At 72.5% G+C, this 15,653-nt stretch carries 11 protein-coding genes; 6 read left to right on the forward strand and 5 right to left on the reverse strand.

Going from position 1 to position 15,653, the window contains the following annotated elements; translation table 11 throughout:
- Positions 1 to 80 precede the first annotated feature (80 nt).
- On the forward strand, positions 81 to 803 hold the full coding sequence (locus ACH5A8_RS03125; protein ID WP_398997316.1) for a PepSY domain-containing protein: 723 nt from the start codon (positions 81 to 83) through the stop codon (positions 801 to 803).
- A 191-nt stretch (positions 804 to 994) separates the two neighbouring features.
- On the opposite strand, the gene ppdK is transcribed toward ACH5A8_RS03125, so the two are convergent.
- Positions 995 to 3,742: a pyruvate, phosphate dikinase gene (gene ppdK, locus ACH5A8_RS03130; protein WP_398997317.1), complete on the reverse strand. Its 2,748-nt coding sequence runs from the start codon at positions 3,740 to 3,742 to the stop codon at positions 995 to 997.
- A 555-nt stretch (positions 3,743 to 4,297) separates the two neighbouring features.
- Here ppdK and ACH5A8_RS03135 point away from each other — a divergent pair.
- The gene (locus ACH5A8_RS03135; protein WP_398997318.1) at positions 4,298 to 6,334 is read left to right on the forward strand and encodes a CDP-alcohol phosphatidyltransferase; all 2,037 of its coding nucleotides are present in this window, start codon (positions 4,298 to 4,300) and stop codon (positions 6,332 to 6,334) included.
- A gap of 22 nt (positions 6,335 to 6,356) precedes the next feature.
- Here ACH5A8_RS03135 and dusB read toward each other — a convergent pair whose 3' ends face one another.
- A complete protein-coding gene (gene dusB, locus ACH5A8_RS03140; RefSeq protein WP_398997320.1) occupies positions 6,357 to 7,502 on the reverse strand; it encodes a tRNA dihydrouridine synthase DusB in 1,146 nt (381 codons plus the stop codon).
- 163 nt (positions 7,503 to 7,665) lie between these two features.
- Here dusB and ACH5A8_RS03145 point away from each other — a divergent pair, with 163 nt between their 5' ends.
- Entirely contained in the window at positions 7,666 to 9,117 is a 1,452-nt protein-coding gene (locus ACH5A8_RS03145) for an MFS transporter (RefSeq protein ID WP_398997322.1), read from the forward strand.
- A gap of 265 nt (positions 9,118 to 9,382) precedes the next feature.
- The gene (locus ACH5A8_RS03150) at positions 9,383 to 10,105 is read left to right on the forward strand and encodes a DUF4232 domain-containing protein (RefSeq protein ID WP_398997324.1); all 723 of its coding nucleotides are present in this window, start codon (positions 9,383 to 9,385) and stop codon (positions 10,103 to 10,105) included.
- 43 nt (positions 10,106 to 10,148) lie between these two features.
- Here ACH5A8_RS03150 and ACH5A8_RS03155 read toward each other — a convergent pair whose 3' ends face one another.
- Positions 10,149 to 11,105, reverse strand: coding sequence for a helix-turn-helix transcriptional regulator (locus ACH5A8_RS03155; RefSeq protein ID WP_398997326.1), 957 nt, complete (start codon positions 11,103 to 11,105; stop codon positions 10,149 to 10,151).
- 101 nt (positions 11,106 to 11,206) lie between these two features.
- Between ACH5A8_RS03155 and ACH5A8_RS03160 the strand changes: the two genes are divergently transcribed.
- Both ACH5A8_RS03160 and ACH5A8_RS03165 read left to right on the forward strand, forming a co-directional pair.
- Positions 11,207 to 12,637 (forward strand): MFS transporter, encoded by a 1,431-nt coding sequence (locus tag ACH5A8_RS03160; protein ID WP_398997328.1) that lies wholly within the window; start codon positions 11,207 to 11,209, stop codon positions 12,635 to 12,637.
- A 139-nt stretch (positions 12,638 to 12,776) separates the two neighbouring features.
- Complete coding sequence (locus tag ACH5A8_RS03165) at positions 12,777 to 13,916, forward strand: serine hydrolase domain-containing protein (protein WP_398997330.1); 1,140 nt, start codon at positions 12,777 to 12,779, stop codon at positions 13,914 to 13,916.
- Between the two features lie 86 nt (positions 13,917 to 14,002).
- Here the strand turns inward: ACH5A8_RS03165 and ACH5A8_RS03170 are convergent, their stop codons facing one another.
- Both ACH5A8_RS03170 and ACH5A8_RS03175 read right to left on the reverse strand, forming a co-directional pair.
- Complete coding sequence (locus tag ACH5A8_RS03170; protein ID WP_398997332.1) at positions 14,003 to 14,590, reverse strand: TetR family transcriptional regulator; 588 nt, start codon at positions 14,588 to 14,590, stop codon at positions 14,003 to 14,005.
- A 46-nt stretch (positions 14,591 to 14,636) separates the two neighbouring features.
- Entirely contained in the window at positions 14,637 to 15,641 is a 1,005-nt protein-coding gene (locus tag ACH5A8_RS03175) for an aldo/keto reductase (protein ID WP_398997334.1), read from the reverse strand.
- Positions 15,642 to 15,653 lie beyond the last annotated feature (12 nt).

A 15,653-nucleotide genomic window follows, 5' to 3' on the forward strand; every position in this document is an offset into this window, starting at 1 on the left:
CCCCGGCCCGCGGCGGCCATTGTGGTGATTTGTCCGGCGAGTCCGTGTCACGTCGCGCGCCTGCGGTTACCCACAGTGCTATGACCACTGCGCGACGTGTTCCGCCCCTGTGTTCGATCGCCGCGATCTGCGCCCTGGGCGGTTCCGCTCTCCTGATGACTGGCTGTTCGAGCACCTCGACCGGGTCGAGCGTGGCCGAGGCGGCAGCGGCCAGCCCCACCTCGACCGCCTCACCCTCCCCCACCAAGTCGCTGACCCAGGACCAGACGCAGCGCCGGGACCTGCTCTCGAAGACGAAGGTCACCTGGGACCAGGCCGCCGGCACCGCCGTCAAGGAGGTCTCCGGCGGCAAGCTCGTCGCCATCGAGTTGAAGGGCGCCTCCGGCAAAGCCAAGTCGTCACCGACGGGCACCGCCACCGCCGCCACCCCGAACCCGGCCCCCTCCCCGGGCGCCCCGGAGTGGCGGGCGCAGGTCGCCGCCGCCGACGGCACGGTCCACTGGGTCGAGGTCGACGCGGCCACCGGCAAGGTCTTCCGCAGCCAGGCCCAACCGGACCAGGACGCCGACGACCGCCGCAAGATCGCCGACCGGCTGAGCAAGGCCACCCAGACCCCGGCGCAGGCCGTGAAGACGGCCACCGAGAAGACCAAGGGCAAGGTGACCGCCGTCAGCCTCGACGAGAACGACAACACGCTGGTCTGGTCCGTCGACGTCGTCCCCACCGACAACTGGACCAAGACGACGTACGACATCGACGCGGCCAAGGGAACGGTCGTACGCGAACACACCGACACCGACTGACGCCGGCGCGCACGGGCACGACCGGCCTCCGCACGCCCGGAAGGGGCGCTCGTGCCGACGGCGCGGGCGCCCACACGAAAGGGGCGGCATCCCCGCACAGGATGCCGCCCCTTCTCGTGGACCGGAGTCCTCATCGCAATCGGTAGTGAGGGTCGGGGACCACGACGAGGACTCCGGGGCTCCGCGGAGGATCAGCGGTGGTCGCTGCCCTCCGACCGCGAGGCCGCGCGGCCGGCCTCCAGGCGGGCCACGGGGATGCGGAACGGGGAGCACGAGACGTAGTCCAGGCCCACCTCGTGGAAGAAGTGGACGGACTCCGGGTCGCCGCCGTGCTCGCCGCAGACGCCGAGCTTGAGGTCGGGACGGGTGGCCCGGCCGGCCTTGGCGGCGGACTTCACCAGGGAGCCGACGCCGTCCCTGTCGATCGTCTCGAACGGGCTGACGCCGAAGATGCCCTTCTCCAGGTACGCCGTGAAGAAGCTGGCCTCCACGTCGTCGCGGCTGAAGCCCCACACCGTCTGCGTCAGGTCGTTGGTGCCGAAGGAGAAGAACTCCGCGGCCTCCGCGATCTGCCCGGCCGTCAGCGCGGCGCGCGGCAGCTCGATCATCGTGCCGATCGCCAGCTTGAGCCTGGTGCCGGTGGCCGCCTCGACCTCCGCGATGACCTTGTCGGCCTCCTCGCGGACGATCTCCAGCTCCTGCACCGTGCCGACCAGCGGGATCATGATCTCCGCGCGCGGGTCGCCCTTGGCGTTCCTGCGCTCGGCCGCGGCCTCGGCGATGGCGCGGACCTGCATGGTGAACAGGCCGGGGATGACCAGACCGAGGCGGACGCCGCGCAGGCCCAGCATCGGGTTCTGCTCGTGCAGCCGGTGCACGGCCTGGAGCAGGCGCAGCTCGTTCTCGTGCGGCTCCTGGCGGGACTCGGCCAGGGCCACGCGGACCGACAGCTCGGTGATGTCGGGCAGGAACTCGTGCAGCGGCGGGTCCAGCAGGCGGACGGTGACCGGCAGGCCGTCCATCGCCTCGAACAGCTCCACGAAGTCCTTCTTCTGGAGCGGCAGCAGCTGCTTGAGCGACTCCTCGCGCTCGGCCTGCGTGTCCGCCAGGATCAGGCGCTCGACCAGCTCGCGGCGGTCGCCGAGGAACATGTGCTCGGTGCGGCACAGGCCGATGCCCTGGGCGCCGAACCGGCGCGCGCGCAGCGCGTCCTCGGCGTTGTCGGCGTTGGCGCGCACCCGCAGCCGGCGCTTGCGGTCGGCGAAGGCCATGATCCGGTGCACGGCCTCGACCAGCTCGTCGGCGTCGTCGGCGCCGGCGTGCATCCGGCCCTCGAAGTACTCCACGACCGGCGACGGGACGACGGGGACCTCGCCCAGGTAGACCTTGCCCGAGGAGCCGTCGATGGAGATGACGTCGCCCTCCTCGACGACGTGCCCGCCCGGCACGACCATCCGGCGGCGCTTGGTGTCGACCTCCAGGTCCTCCGCGCCGCAGACACAGGTCTTGCCCATGCCGCGGGCGACCACGGCCGCGTGGGAGGTCTTGCCGCCGCGGGAGGTCAGGATGCCCTCGGCGGCGATCATCCCGTCCAGGTCGTCGGGGTTGGTCTCCCGGCGCACCAGGATGACCTTCTCGCCCGAGCGGGACCACTTCACCGCGGTGTACGAGTCGAAGACCGCCTTGCCGACCGCCGCGCCCGGCGAGGCGGCGATGCCCCGGCCGACCTGCTCGACCTTCGCGCCGTCGTCGAAGCGGGGGAACATCAGCTGGGCGAGCTGGGCGCCGGTGACCCGCTGGAGGGCCTCGGCCTCGTCGATCAGGCCCTGGTCGACGAGCTGGGTGGCGATGCGGAAGGCGGCGCCGGCGGTGCGCTTGCCCACCCGCGTCTGGAGCATCCACAGCTGGCCGCGCTCGATGGTGAACTCGATGTCGCAGAGATCCCTGTAGTGGTTCTCCAGGGTCTCCATGATCTGCATCAGCTGGTCGTACGACTTCTTGTCGATCTGCTCCAGCTCCGCCAGCGCGACGGTGTTGCGGATGCCCGCGACCACGTCCTCGCCCTGCGCGTTCTGCAGGTAGTCGCCGTAGACGCCCTGGTGGCCGGAGGCGGGGTCGCGGGTGAAGGCGACGCCGGTGCCGGAGTCGGGGCCGAGGTTGCCGAAGACCATCGAGCAGACGTTGACGGCGGTGCCGAGGTCGTGCGGGATGCGCTCCTGGCGGCGGTAGAGCTTGGCGCGGTCGCCGTTCCACGAGTCGAAGACCGCCTTGATGGCGAGGTCCATCTGCTCGCGCGGGTCCTGCGGGAAGTCCCGGCCGGCCTCCTTCTTGACGATCTTCTTGAAGGTGGTGACCAGCTTCTTGAGGTCGGCGGCCTCCAGCTCGGTGTCGACCGTGACCTTCTTGGCCTCCTTGGCCTTGTCGAGGGCGTCCTCGAACAGCTCGCCGTCGACGCCGAGAACGGTCTTGCCGAACATCTGGATGAGGCGGCGGTAGGAGTCCCAGGCGAAGCGGTCGTCGCCGGCCTGCTTGGCCAGACCCTGGACCGACTTGTCGGACAGGCCGATGTTCAGAACGGTGTCCATCATGCCGGGCATGGAGAACTTCGCGCCCGAGCGGACCGAGACGAGCAGCGGGTCGTCGGCCTGGCCGAGCTTCTTGCCCATCTTCTGCTCCAGCGCGTCGAGGTGCGCACTCACCTCGTCACGCAGGGCCACCGGCTCCTCGCCGCTGTCGAGGTAGACCTTGCAGGCCTCGGTGGTGATGGTGAAGCCCGGCGGGACGGGGAGGCCCAGGTTGGTCATCTCGGCGAGGTTCGCGCCCTTGCCGCCGAGGAGGTCCTTGAGGTCCTTGTTGCCCTCGGTGAAGTCGTAGACGAACTTCACGCCCTCAACGCTGTTGCCGCGTTCGGCTACCTGGGGATCTTTGTTTTCCGACACGGGTCTCGACTCCTCGAGGACGCGGTGGCTGCCCTGACGGCGAGGAACATACCCAGATCAAAGGCTTGTGGGTACGTCCACTCGTGCGTCGTGCGCCCGTAACCAGCGGTCCGCCACCGGATCGAAAGTCAAAGGTTGGCAAGCCGCCAGGGCCGGATGTTTTCACTTCTTGAACGGATCCGGGCCTTCGGACCTACTCTATCGCTCATCTGAGCGCGTCTCACCACGAGTGAGTTCGATCGATGAACGATCAAGGTGTGGCACTGAGTGCCATCTCTTGATGAGGTGCAGTCGCGCATGATCCGCTCATCTGAGCGGATCCCTTATCAAGGGTGGCGAGAATCACGCTGCCACAGGGCCTCGGATTTCACCATGCGGACGTGCTTTCGATGGTCCCGCCGACGCGGCCGGGGCGGCCGCCCGTGCGGGGTTTGCCCGGTGTTTGCCGAGCGCCGTGAACGGCGCGCGCCGGGGGGCCGTACGGGACTGCGGCGGGCCCCTCCCTCCCCAGGTGACCCGCCGTCTCGCGACGCCGCGCACGGAAGGACCTCCTGGGTGCCTCAGCAGACCAGCCCACGCCAGCCCTCGGCCACCGCTCAGGCCACGGCGACCGCCGGGACCGGCCCGGCCGGCGGCGGAGCACCGGAACCGACCGAGGAGGCGGCACGACCGGCCCCTGAGGCGAAGCCCGCCGACGAGTCCACGCCGAACGGCGAGGCTCCCCCCGAGAGCGAGACCCCCGCCGACACCGGGGCTCCCCCCGACACCGAGGCGACCACCGACACCGAGACCCCCGCCGAAGGCGAACCGGCCGCCGAGGCCGAGAACCCCGCCGACGCCACCTCCACCCCCGGCGCCCCCCGCTCTCCCCGCACCTCCCGCACCCCCCTGGGACTCCTCCGCGCCCTCCGCCCCCGGGCCCTTCGCAAGGCCAAGCGGCGGTTGTGGGCGGCGTACCCCCTCGCCGGTCGGGTCGTCTCGCTCGGGCTCACCGCCCTGGCCCTGATCCTCGTCCTCGTCGCGCTGCTGCTGCCGAACAAGCGGGACCAGTTCCACACGGCGGCGTTCCTGCGGATCCCGGTGGAAGCGCTGCTCGGGGCCGCCGTGCTCATCGCGCTGCCGCGCCGGCCGAGGACGGCCGTGGCGGCGCTCGGGGGGCTGGCGCTCGGCGTGCTGACCGTGCTGAACCTGACGGACATCGAGTTCAACCAGTACCTCGGCCGCAGTTTCGACGTGGTCCTGGACTGGCAGCTGCTCGACGACGCGCAGTCGTACCTCGCCGACACCCTGGGCGGCGCCGTGGCCGCGCTGGCCGCCGTCGGCGTCGTCCTGCTCGTGCTGGCGCTGCTCGCCGTGGTCGCCCTAGCGACGGTCCGGGTGGGGAACTTCCTCGGCCGCGACCGCTCCCGCGCCACCCGCGGCCTGCTGCTCGTCTGCGCGCTGTGGATGACCTGCTCGACCCTGAACCTCCAGCTCGACGGCGTGCCCGTGGCCTCCGAGCACACCGTCACCATGCTCAGGTACCACGAGCAGGCGCTGCGGTCGACGATCCGGGACGAGCGGGCGTTCGCGAGGACGGCGAAGGCGGACGCGTTCGGCGCCACGCCGGGCAGTCAGCTCGTGCCCGACCTGCGCGGCAAGGACATGATCTTCACCTTCATCGAGAGCTACGGCCGCAGCGCGATCGAGGACCCGATCATGGCGCCCGGCGTCGACCGGACCCTGGACGCGAGCACCGGGGCGCTGGCGAAGGCGGGTTTCCACGCCAAGAGCGGCTGGCTGACCTCGGCGACGTACGGCGGCGGCAGCTGGCTCGGGCACTCCACCTTCATGTCGGGCCTGTGGGTCGACAACCAGAACCGCTACCGCACGGTGACCGCGGGCGACCACCTCACCCTGACCGAGGCGTTCCGGAAGACCGGCGCCTGGGACACGGTGGGGGTCATGCCGGGCGTGCAGAAGGGCTGGCCCGAGGCGAAGTGGTACGGCCTGGACAAGGTCTACAACGCGTTCCAGATGGGCTACCGGGGTCCGAAGTTCAGCTGGTCCACCATGCCCGACCAGTACGCCCTGGAGGCCTTCCAGCGCCTGGCGCACGGCAAGAAGCACGACAAGCCGCTGACGTCGTTCGTCATCCTGACCTCCAGCCACCAGCCCTGGGCGCCGATCCCGAAGACGGTCGGCTGGGACCGGCTCGGCGACGGCTCGGTCTTCGCGGGCATCGAGGCGGCGGGCACCCGCCCGCAGGAGATCATCACCGACCCCACCCGCTCCCGCGAGGAGTACGGCAAGTCGGTCCAGTACTCGGTGACCGCGCTGACCCAGTGGCTCCAGCGCTACGGCACCGACGACACCGTGCTCGTCTTCCTCGGCGACCACCAGCCCATCGCCCGGGTCAGCGGCGACCACGCCAGCCGGGACGTGCCGGTGTCGATCGTCGCCAGGGACCCGAAGGTCCTCGACAAGATCGCGAGCTGGGGGTGGACGGACGGACTGCGGCCCGCCCACGACGCCCCGGTGTGGAGGATGAGCTCCTTCCGCGACCGCTTCCTGACCGCGTACGGCTCCACGCCCCACCCCTCGAAGGGGTGAGACCGAAGCCCCGACGGCCCGCTCAGCCGCCCGAGGTGTCCAGCTCCGCGTCCTCGGTGACGCCCGCGCAGTCGTAGGGGTCCTTCAGCCAGCCGTCCGGCAGCACCACCCGGTTGTTGCCGGACGTACGGCCGCGCGGGCCGTCCGCGCCGACGGGCCAGGGCTGGTCGAGGTCCAGCTCGTCCAGGCCCGCGCGCAGCTCGGCCAGCGAGGCGGTGATCGCGAGCCGCTTGCGCATCTCGGAGCCGACCGCGAAGCCCTTCAGGTACCAGGCGACGTGCTTGCGGAAGTCGATGACGCCGCGCGACTCGTCGCCGATCCACTCGCCGAGCAGGGTGGCGTGGCGCACCATGACGTCGGCGACCTCGCGCAGCGTCGGCCGCACGAAGTCGTCCCCGCGGCCCTCGAAGGCGGCCACCAGATCGGCGAAGAGCCACGGGCGGCCGAGGCAGCCGCGGCCCACGACGACGCCGTCGCAGCCGGTCTCGCGCACCATCCTCAGGGCGTCCTCCGCCGACCAGATGTCGCCGTTGCCGAGCACGGGGATCTCCGGGACGTGCTCCTTGAGGCGGGCGATGGCGTCCCAGTCGGCGATGCCGCCGTAGTGCTGGGCGGTGGTGCGGCCGTGCAGCGCGATGGCGCTCACGCCCTCCTCGACGGCGATGCGGCCGGCGTCGAGGTAGGTGAGGTGGTCGTCGTCGATGCCCTTGCGCATCTTCATGGTGACCGGCAGGTCACCGGCCCCGCTGACCGCCTCGCGCACGATGGCGCGCAGCAGGTTGCGCTTGTAGGGCAGGGCGGAGCCGCCGCCCTTGCGGGTCACCTTGGGCACCGGGCAGCCGAAGTTCAGGTCGATGTGGTCGGCGAGGTCCTCCTCCGCGATCATGCGGACGGCCTTGCCGACGGTCGCCGGGTCGACGCCGTACAGCTGGATCGAGCGCGGCTGCTCGCTCGCGTCGAACCTGATCAGCTGCATCGTCTTCTCGTTGCGCTCGACCAGGGCCCGGGTGGTGATCATCTCGCTGACGAACAGGCCCTTGCCGCCGCTGAACTCCCGGCACAGGGTGCGGAAGGGGGCGTTGGTGATCCCGGCCATGGGGGCCAGGACGACGGGCGGCAGAACGGTGTGCGGGCCGATGCGCAGCGGGGACTCGGGCGTGGTGGGCATTCCCCCATTGTCGCGCACCGCCGGGGAGCCTCGTCGCGTACCGCCCTGGACCCTTGCCGCGCATCGCCGAGGAGCCCGGCCGGCCCCCCGCCGCGCGCACCGCCGAGAAGCCTGTATCGGTAATTAGTTAACCGCACTATCGAAGTCGCGTAGCATGGAACACATGCCCGAGCTCAGCCACCGCCGACGGATGCTGGTGCTCGCGATCTGCTGCATGAGCCTGCTGATCGTGAGCATCGACAACACCGTCCTGAACGTCGCCCTCCCCTCGATGCAGCGCGAACTGCACGCGAGCACGTCCGGACTCCAGTGGACCATCGACGCCTACACGCTGGTGCTCGCCTCACTGCTGATGCTCGCCGGCTCTACCGCCGACCGGATCGGCCGCAAGAGGGTCTTCATGACGGGGCTGATCGTCTTCAGCGTCGGCTCGCTGCTGTGCTCCCTCGCGCCCAACCTCGAACTGCTGATCGTCTTCCGCATGGTGCAGGCGGTCGGCGGCTCGATGCTCAACCCGGTCGCCATGTCGATCATCACCAACACCTTCACCGACCCGCGCGAGCGGGCCCGCGCGATCGGCGTGTGGGGCGCGGTGGTCGGGATATCCATGGCCGCCGGCCCGCTGGTCGGCGGCCTGCTGGTGGAGTCGGTCGGCTGGCGCTCCATCTTCTGGGTCAACCTGCCGGTGGGCCTGGCCGCGCTGCTGCTCACCCTGCGCTTCGTCCCCGAGTCCCGCGCGCCGAAGGCCCGCCGCCCCGACCCGGTCGGCCAGGTGCTGGTCATCGTCCTGTTCGGGGCGCTGACGTACGCGATCATCGAGGCCCCGGAGGCGAGCCTCGGCACCGTCGTCCCGTTCGCCGTCGTCGCCCTCGCGGCCCTGCTCGGGCTGCTGGCCTACGAGCCGCGCCGCGCCGAACCCCTGATCGACCTGCGCTTCTTCCGCTCCGCGCCGTTCAGCGGGGCGACGGTCATCGCGGTGAGCGCGTTCGCGGCGCTCGGCGGCTTCCTGTTCCTGTCCACGCTGTACCTGCAGAACGTGCGCGGCCTCGACGCCCTGCACGCCGGCCTGTGGATGCTGCCGATGGCGCTGCCCACGTTCCTGTGCGCGCCGCTGTCCGGGCGACTGGTGGGCACCCGGGGGCCGCGGCTGCCGCTGCTGGTGGCCGGGGTGGCGATGACGGCCAGCGCGGTGCTTTTCGCCGCTTTCGAGGCCGAGACCTCGAACCTGACGCTCGTCGTCGGGTACGTCCTGTTCGGCATCGGCTTCGGCTTCGTCAACGCCCCCATCACCAACACGGCCGTCTCCGGGATGCCGCGCGCCCAGGCGGGCGTCGCCGCGGCCGTCGCCTCGACCAGCCGGCAGCTCGGCCAGACCCTCGGCGTCGCCGTCGTCGGCGCCCTGCTCGCCTCCGGCGTCGGCTCGTCCTCGTACAAGGACACGTTCGTCTCGGCCGCCCGCCCCGGCTGGTGGGTCCTGGTGGTCTGCGGCGCGGCGGTCCTGGTCCTCGGCGCGATCACCTCGGGCCGCTGGGCCCGCCGCACGGCCGAACACACCGCCGACCGCCTCCAGGAGAACGAGGTCCGCGAGGCGGCCGGGATCACCGCGAGCGCCTGAACCGCCCGCGTGGTCGCACGGCAGCGGGGACGCCTTTCCTTCGCCGCGGGTCGTGGCCGGGGAGTGCGGCGGCGTCCGGTCCTCGCGGACGCGCGGTTCGTTCCGGACCCCGGCCGGCCTTGTCACCGTGTAACAGGGCTGTATTAGGCATCGCCCGGAGGGAACGGCAGGTCCGGCCGCGCGGCTCCTAGATCTCGAAACGCCCGCTCGCACCGGCCGGTGCCGAGCGGACGAGCCCCCGCAATCCGATGCTGAGGAAGAAGCGATGCGCGTTCACAAGGTCACCCTCGCCGCCCTGGCCGTCGCCGCGAGTCTCGCGCTCACGGCGTGCCAGAGCGACGACGACAGCGCGGGACAGAACAGCCCGTCCTCCGCGGCCGCCGCGTCCTCCTCCGGCGGCGCTTCGGACTCGGCCGGCTCCGGCCAGGGGAGCGGCGCGCCGGACTCCGCCGGGACGGCCTCCGGCGGCACCGGCGGGAGCGGGCGCGGCGGAAGCGCCTCCTCCGGCAAGGGCTCCTCGGGGCAGGGCGCCACCGGCTCCGGGTCGGGCTCCGGTCAGAGCGGCAAGTCCGGCAGGTGCGGCACCGACGATCTGACGATCACGGCGAAGGACACCAGCATCAGCGGTGAGCCCGAGGGCACCGTCACCGTGCAGCTCACCAACCGCGGCAGCCGGTCCTGCACGATCTCCGGGTGGGCGGGCGTCGACCTGAAGACCAACGCGGGGTCGGTGTCCGCGAAGCGCGTCGGCACGAACACCGGGCCGGACGTCCTCAAGACCGGGCAGACGACCTACTTCGGCATCTCCTACCCGATCAACAAGTCGGGCGGCTCCGGCGTCCGTATCACCGGGCTGCTGGTGACTCCGCCCAACGAGACGAAGACGGTCTCGCTCGCCTGGCCGGGCGGCGCCTCGCTGCCCGTCACGGAGGGCGGCGGTTCCCAGGTGAAGGTCGGCCCGGTGGGCAGCGCCGGCCAGGGCGGCTGATCCGTACGCCTCACGCCGCCCCCGCCGGTCGGGGTGGCGCCGGCTACCGGCGCCGCTCCAGCGCGATGGCGTGCAGCTTCTCCAGCCGCTCGCGCGACTCCTCGTCCACCGGTGCGTACGTCACCATGCGCGGGCCCACCTCCGGGCTGAGCCACAGGTCGGTGTGGTCGACGGTGACGCGGCCGACGAGGGAGTTGCGGAACTCCTTGCGCTTGCTCACCGGGCCGACCACCTCGTGCCGGTCCCAGGCCTCGCGGAAGTCCGGGGAGGTGTCGCGCAGCCGCTTCAGCAGCGTCTTCCAGGCCGGTTCGCCGAGGTGGCCGGCCATCGCCGCGCGGAAGCGGGCGGCCATGTGCCGGGTGGCGTCCTCCAGGTGCACGATCGAGGAGCGCCACTCCTCATGGGTGTACGACAGGATCATGCAGTTGCGGTCCTCGGGCGGCACCGTCTCCAGGTCGCAGAAGAGCAGGCCGTAGGTGCGGTTGTGGGCGAGGATGTCGTACCGGCTGTTCTGCAGGCAGGCCGGGAAGGGCTCCATCTGCTCCAGGATCGCGCGCAGCGCGGGGGTGACCGACGGGCAGACCGTGGTCGGCGCCGGGTCCGCCGCGCCGGCCAGCTGGAAGAGGAAGGCGCGCTCGCCGGGGTCGAGCAGCAGGGTGCGGGCCAGGGCGTCCAGGACCTGCACGGAGACCTGGATGTCCCGGCCCTGTTCGAGCCAGGTGTACCAGGTGACGCCGACCGCGGAGAGGTGGGCGACCTCCTCGCGGCGCAGCCCGGGCGTGCGGCGGCGCGGGCCGCGGGGCAGGCCGACCCGTTCGGGGGCGATGTGCTCGCGGCGGTGGCGGAGGAAGGCGGCGAGTTCGTGCCGCCGGATCGCCGACGCCGCGGCCTGCCCGTCCCGCGCGGGCCGGGCGTCGTGCGCGGGCCGGGCGTCGTGCGCGGGCCGAGCTCCGGAGGGCGGCGTGTTCCGGGCGGGCGTCTCCTGGGCCATGATGGTCATGACTCCAGCTTGCCGCCGGGCGGTTCCTGTTTCCAGGTACTTCCGCTACCAGGATAAGGACACTCTGGTACCCGTCTCGGTGCGGGCGCAGGCTCGGACCCGTGACCACGCAAACGCTCTCCTCCCGCGCCGTGCGGCGCCCGGCCGCACCCGCCGCGCTCGGCGGCCCCGGACTGTTCACGGTGCTGCTGGGCGCGGCGCTGCCCCTCATCGACTTCTTCATCGTCAACGTCGCCCTGCCCACCATCGGCAGGGACCTGCACACGGGCGAGGCGGTCCTCGAACTCGTCGTCGCCGGCTACGGCGTGGCGTACGCCGTCCTGCTCGTCCTCGGCGGCCGGCTCGGCGACCTGTTCGGCCGGCGCCGGATGTTCCTGGGCGGCATGGCGGCCTTCGGCCTGACCTCGCTGGCCTGCGGGCTCGCGCCCGGCGCGTGGACGCTGGTCGCGGCCCGGGTGGCGCAGGGCGCGTCGGCCGCCGCGATGCTGCCGCAGGTGCTCGCCACCATCCAGGCCACCACGTCCGGCCCCCGCCGGGCGAAGGCGATGGGCCTGTACGGCGCGACGGCGGGCCTTTCCATGGTGGCCGGCCAGATCCTCGGCGGCGTGCTGGTCGCCGCGGACCTGTGGGGCACGGGCTGGCGCTCGGTGTTCCTGGTGAACGTGCCCGTCGTCGTCGCCGGCCTGGTGCTGGCGGTCCGCGCCGTCCCGGAGACCCGCTCGGAGCGCCCGGAGCCGGTCGACGGCCCCGGCACGGTGCTGCTGGCGCTCTCCCTGCTCACGCTGCTCGCCCCGCTCACCGAGGGCCGCGCGGCCGGCTGGCCGCTGTGGACGTGGCTGTCGCTGGCCGCGTTCCCGCTGGTGGCGGCCGCCTTCTACGCCGTGGAGCGGCGCGCGGACCGGCGCGGCCGGACGCCCCTGGTGCCGCCGAGCCTGTTCCGTCTGGTGTCGCTGCGCCGCGGCCTGACCCTGATCGTGCCGTTCTCGATCGGCTTCAGCGGCTTCATGTTCGTCATCGCGGTGGCGCTCCAGCAGGGCGCGGGCCTCGGCCCGGTCCCGGCGGGGCTGGCGCTCGCGCCGATGGCCGTCGTCTTCTTCCTCGTCTCGCTGGCCGGGCCCCGGCTGGTCGCCCGGTTCGGCACCCGGGTGGTGGCGGCGGGCGCGGTGGCGCAGTTCGTCGGAGTGGGTCTGATGGCGCTGGTCGTGAAGGAGTCCTGGCCGCACGTCGGCTTCCTGGCACTGCTGCCCGGCACGGCCGTGGCCGGTGCGGGACAGGCGCTCCAGCTGCCCATCATCTTCCGGATCGTCCTGTCCGAGGTGCCGGCCGCGCGGGCCGGGGTGGGCAGCGGGGTCATGGTGACCACCCAGCAGTCGGCGCTGGCCCTCGGCGTGGCCACCTTGGGCACCCTGTTCCTGTCCCTGGTCCCCGTCACCGGCATGGGCGACGCCCTGGCGATCACGCTCCTGGCCCAGCTGGCGGGCGTGGTGCTGACCGGCCTGCTGGCTCTCCGGCTGCCCCGCACGATCGGCTGACGTCCGAAGAGCCCGCCCCGCGCGCGGACGGGCACGATCGGCCTCCGTGTGAAGAGCCCGCCCGCTGCGGTGACTTTCCGCGGTGGCGGGAGTCGTACGGGCGACGGACAGCGACCGAAGAGAAGGCGGGGCCGGGGCGATGAGCGCACTGCACGACATGCTGCGGCGGCAGGTGGACGAGGGGACGGCGCCGGGAGCGGTGGGCCTGGTGGCCCGCGGCGACGACGTGGAAGTGGTGGCGGTGGGCTCGGTGGACACCGCCGGGACCGCCCCCATGAGCCGGGAGACGATCTTCCGGATCGCCTCGCTCACCAAGCCGATCACGGCGGCGGCCGTGCTGCTGCTGGTGGAGGACGGGGTGGTCGCGCTCGCCGACCCGGTGGCGAAGTGGCTGCCGGAGCTGGCGGAGCCGGTGGTCGTACGGGACCCGGCGGGCCCGGTGGACGACGTGGTGTCCCTCGCCCGTCCGATCACCGTCGAGGACCTGCTCAGCTCGCGCGCCGGCTGGGGCCTCGCCGACGACTTCTCCCTCCCGGCCGTCCGGGCCCTGTCCGAGGTGCAGGACCACGGCCTGGCCCTGCAGGACTGGCCGGAGCCGGACGTCTGGCTGGACCGGCTGTCCCGGATCCCGCTGCTGCACCAGCCGGGCGAGGCCTGGCTGTACGGCACCTCCTCCGCCCTCCAGGGCATCCTGGTCGCCCGCGCCTCGGGGCGTCCGCTCCCCGAGTTCCTCGCCGAGCGGATCTTCGCGCCGCTGGGCATGCGGGACACGGCGTTCGAGGTCCCGGCGGGCGAGCGGGACCGTTTCACCAGCCTCTACCGCCCGGCCGGGGCGAACGGCCTGGAGCTGGTGGACGGGCCGGACGGCGACTGGACCCGCACGCCGGTGTTCCCCTCGGGCGGCGGGGGTCTGGTCTCCACGGCGGACGACCTGCTGGCCTTCGCCAGGATGCTGCTCGGCGGCGGCACGGCGGGCGGCCGCCGTCTGCTCGGCCCCGGCTCGGTGCGCCGGATGACCACCGACCATCTGACCGCCGCCCAGCGCGAGCGCGTCCCGCTCTTCCTGGAGGGCCAGGGCTGGGGCTACGGCGGCAGCGTCGACGTCGCCCCCGTCGACCCGTGGAACGTCCCCGGCCGCTACGGCTGGGTCGGCGGCACCGGCACCACCGCGCACATCGTCCCCGCCACCGGCAAGGTGACGATCCTGCTCACCCAGGTGTCCATGACGAGCCCGGCCCCGCTCCCGCTGATGCGCGCCTTCTGGCGGGCGACGGCGTAAGGGGGCGTAACCGCGAGGGGGCCAGGGCGTGTTCGGGAAGTCCCGTCCGGCTCTCCGCGCGGACGACGCCACGTCCGAAACACGCCCTACGCCCGCAGGCCCCGCAGCAGCAGGTCCAGGACGGCGGTGAACTCGTCCTCGACGCCCGGCCGCGTCCACTCCCGTGCGTAGCAGGGGTCGTGGAAGCGGCCGGTGGCGTGGAAGAGGGCCCGCGCCGCGGCCGCCGGGTCGGCGGCCGTGAAGGCGCCCGCGGCGACACCGGCCTCGACGATCCCGGTCAGCTGGCCGGTCAGGTCGTCGATGTGCTCGCCGACCACCTCGCCGCTCTCGCCGGCGAGGACCGAGTACGTGGCGAACATCTCGGGGTCGTCGCCCGCCTTGTGCCGCTTGGCCTCGAACAGGGCCCGGAACCAGTCGCGCAGCCGCTCCCCGGCGTCGCGGTCGGCGGCGGCGATGCCGGCCAGGGCGTCCGACGTCCGGTCCAGCCACCGTTTCGTCACGGCCTCCCGCAGCGCCGCCTTGGTGCGGAAGTGCCGGTAGACGCTGCCGTGGCTGACCCCGAGCGCGCGAGCCACGTCCACCACGGTGGCCTTCGCCGGTCCGTGGCGGCGCAGCACTTCCTCGGTCGCCTCGAGGATGCGCTCGGCGGTCAGGGTCTCGGTGCTGGGTGACATGGCATAGACCGTACCCGCAGCGGTGTCCGCCGTTGCCGGACGGTGGTCAGCGCTCGCTGTCGAGCATGGCCATCTGGGCCGGCGCGTAGCGCTCGCCCGCCGCGGCGCCGGCCGGGACGGCTGCCTCGATCGCGGCGAGGTCGGCCTCGGTGAGGGTCACCTCCAGCGCGCCGAGCGCCTCGTCCAGCCGTTCGCGGGTGCGGGCGCCGATCAGCGGGACGATGTCCTCGCCGCGCGAGAGCACCCAGGCGATGGCGATCTGCGCGACGGTGGCGCCCTTCTGGTCGGCGATCTTCCTCAGGGAGTCGACGAGGGAGAGGTTGTGCCGCAGGTTGTCGCCCTGGAAACGGGGCGAGAAGGCGCGGAAGTCGCTCGCGGCGAACTGCTGTTCCCGGGAGAGGTGGCCCGAGATCAGGCCACGCGAGAGCACGCCGTACGCGGTGACGGCGATGCCCAGTTCGCGCAGGGTGGGCAGGATCTCCTTCTCGGGGCCGCGGGAGATCAGCGCGTACTCGATCTGGAGGTCGGTGATCGGGGCGGTGGCGGCGGCCCGGCGGATGGTCCCGGCGCCGACCTCGCTGAGCCCGATGTGCCGGACCCAGCCCTTCTCGACCAGTTCGGCGATGGCGCCGACGGTCTCCTCGATCGGCACGTCCGGGTCGAGGCGGGAGAGGCGGTAGACGTCGATGTGGTCGACGCCCAGGCGCTGGAGGGAGTAGGCGGCGAAGTTCTTCACGGCGGCGGGGCGGCCGTCGAAGCCGGACCAGCCGCCGTCCGGGTCGCGCAGCGCGCCGAACTTCACGCTGAGCAGCGCGTTCTCGCGGGACGCGGCCGGGGCGGCGCGCAGGGCCTCGCCGATCAGCAGTTCGTTGTGGCCCATGCCGTAGAAGTCGCCGGTGTCCAGCAGTGTGACGCCGGCCTCCAGGGCGGCGTGGATGGTGGCGATCGACTCGGCGCGGTCGGCGTCGCCGTACATCCCGGACATGCCCATGCAGCCGAGGCCGAGGGCGGAGACCTGGGGGCCGGTGGTGCCGAGGTGACGGGTGTCCATGAGAGCTCCTTC

The organism is Streptomyces sp. NPDC018610, from assembly GCF_044391765.1.
In the GTDB taxonomy this organism is placed as follows: domain Bacteria; phylum Actinomycetota; class Actinomycetes; order Streptomycetales; family Streptomycetaceae; genus Streptomyces.

Excerpts from the sequence above, each read along its gene's own strand:
- ACH5A8_RS03165 (WP_398997330.1), top strand. The coding sequence starts at position 12,777 with ATGAGCGCACTGCACGACATGCTGCGGCGGCAGGTGGACGAGGGGACG.
- dusB (WP_398997320.1), bottom strand. The coding sequence starts at position 7,502 with ATGCCCACCACGCCCGAGTCCCCGCTGCGCATCGGCCCGCACACCGTT.
- ACH5A8_RS03155 (WP_398997326.1), bottom strand. The coding sequence starts at position 11,105 with ATGACCATCATGGCCCAGGAGACGCCCGCCCGGAACACGCCGCCCTCC.
- ACH5A8_RS03125 (WP_398997316.1), top strand. The coding sequence starts at position 81 with ATGACCACTGCGCGACGTGTTCCGCCCCTGTGTTCGATCGCCGCGATC.
- ACH5A8_RS03175 (WP_398997334.1), bottom strand. The coding sequence starts at position 15,641 with ATGGACACCCGTCACCTCGGCACCACCGGCCCCCAGGTCTCCGCCCTC.
- ACH5A8_RS03145 (WP_398997322.1), top strand. The coding sequence starts at position 7,666 with ATGCCCGAGCTCAGCCACCGCCGACGGATGCTGGTGCTCGCGATCTGC.
- ACH5A8_RS03150 (WP_398997324.1), top strand. The coding sequence starts at position 9,383 with ATGCGCGTTCACAAGGTCACCCTCGCCGCCCTGGCCGTCGCCGCGAGT.
- ACH5A8_RS03170 (WP_398997332.1), bottom strand. The coding sequence starts at position 14,590 with ATGTCACCCAGCACCGAGACCCTGACCGCCGAGCGCATCCTCGAGGCG.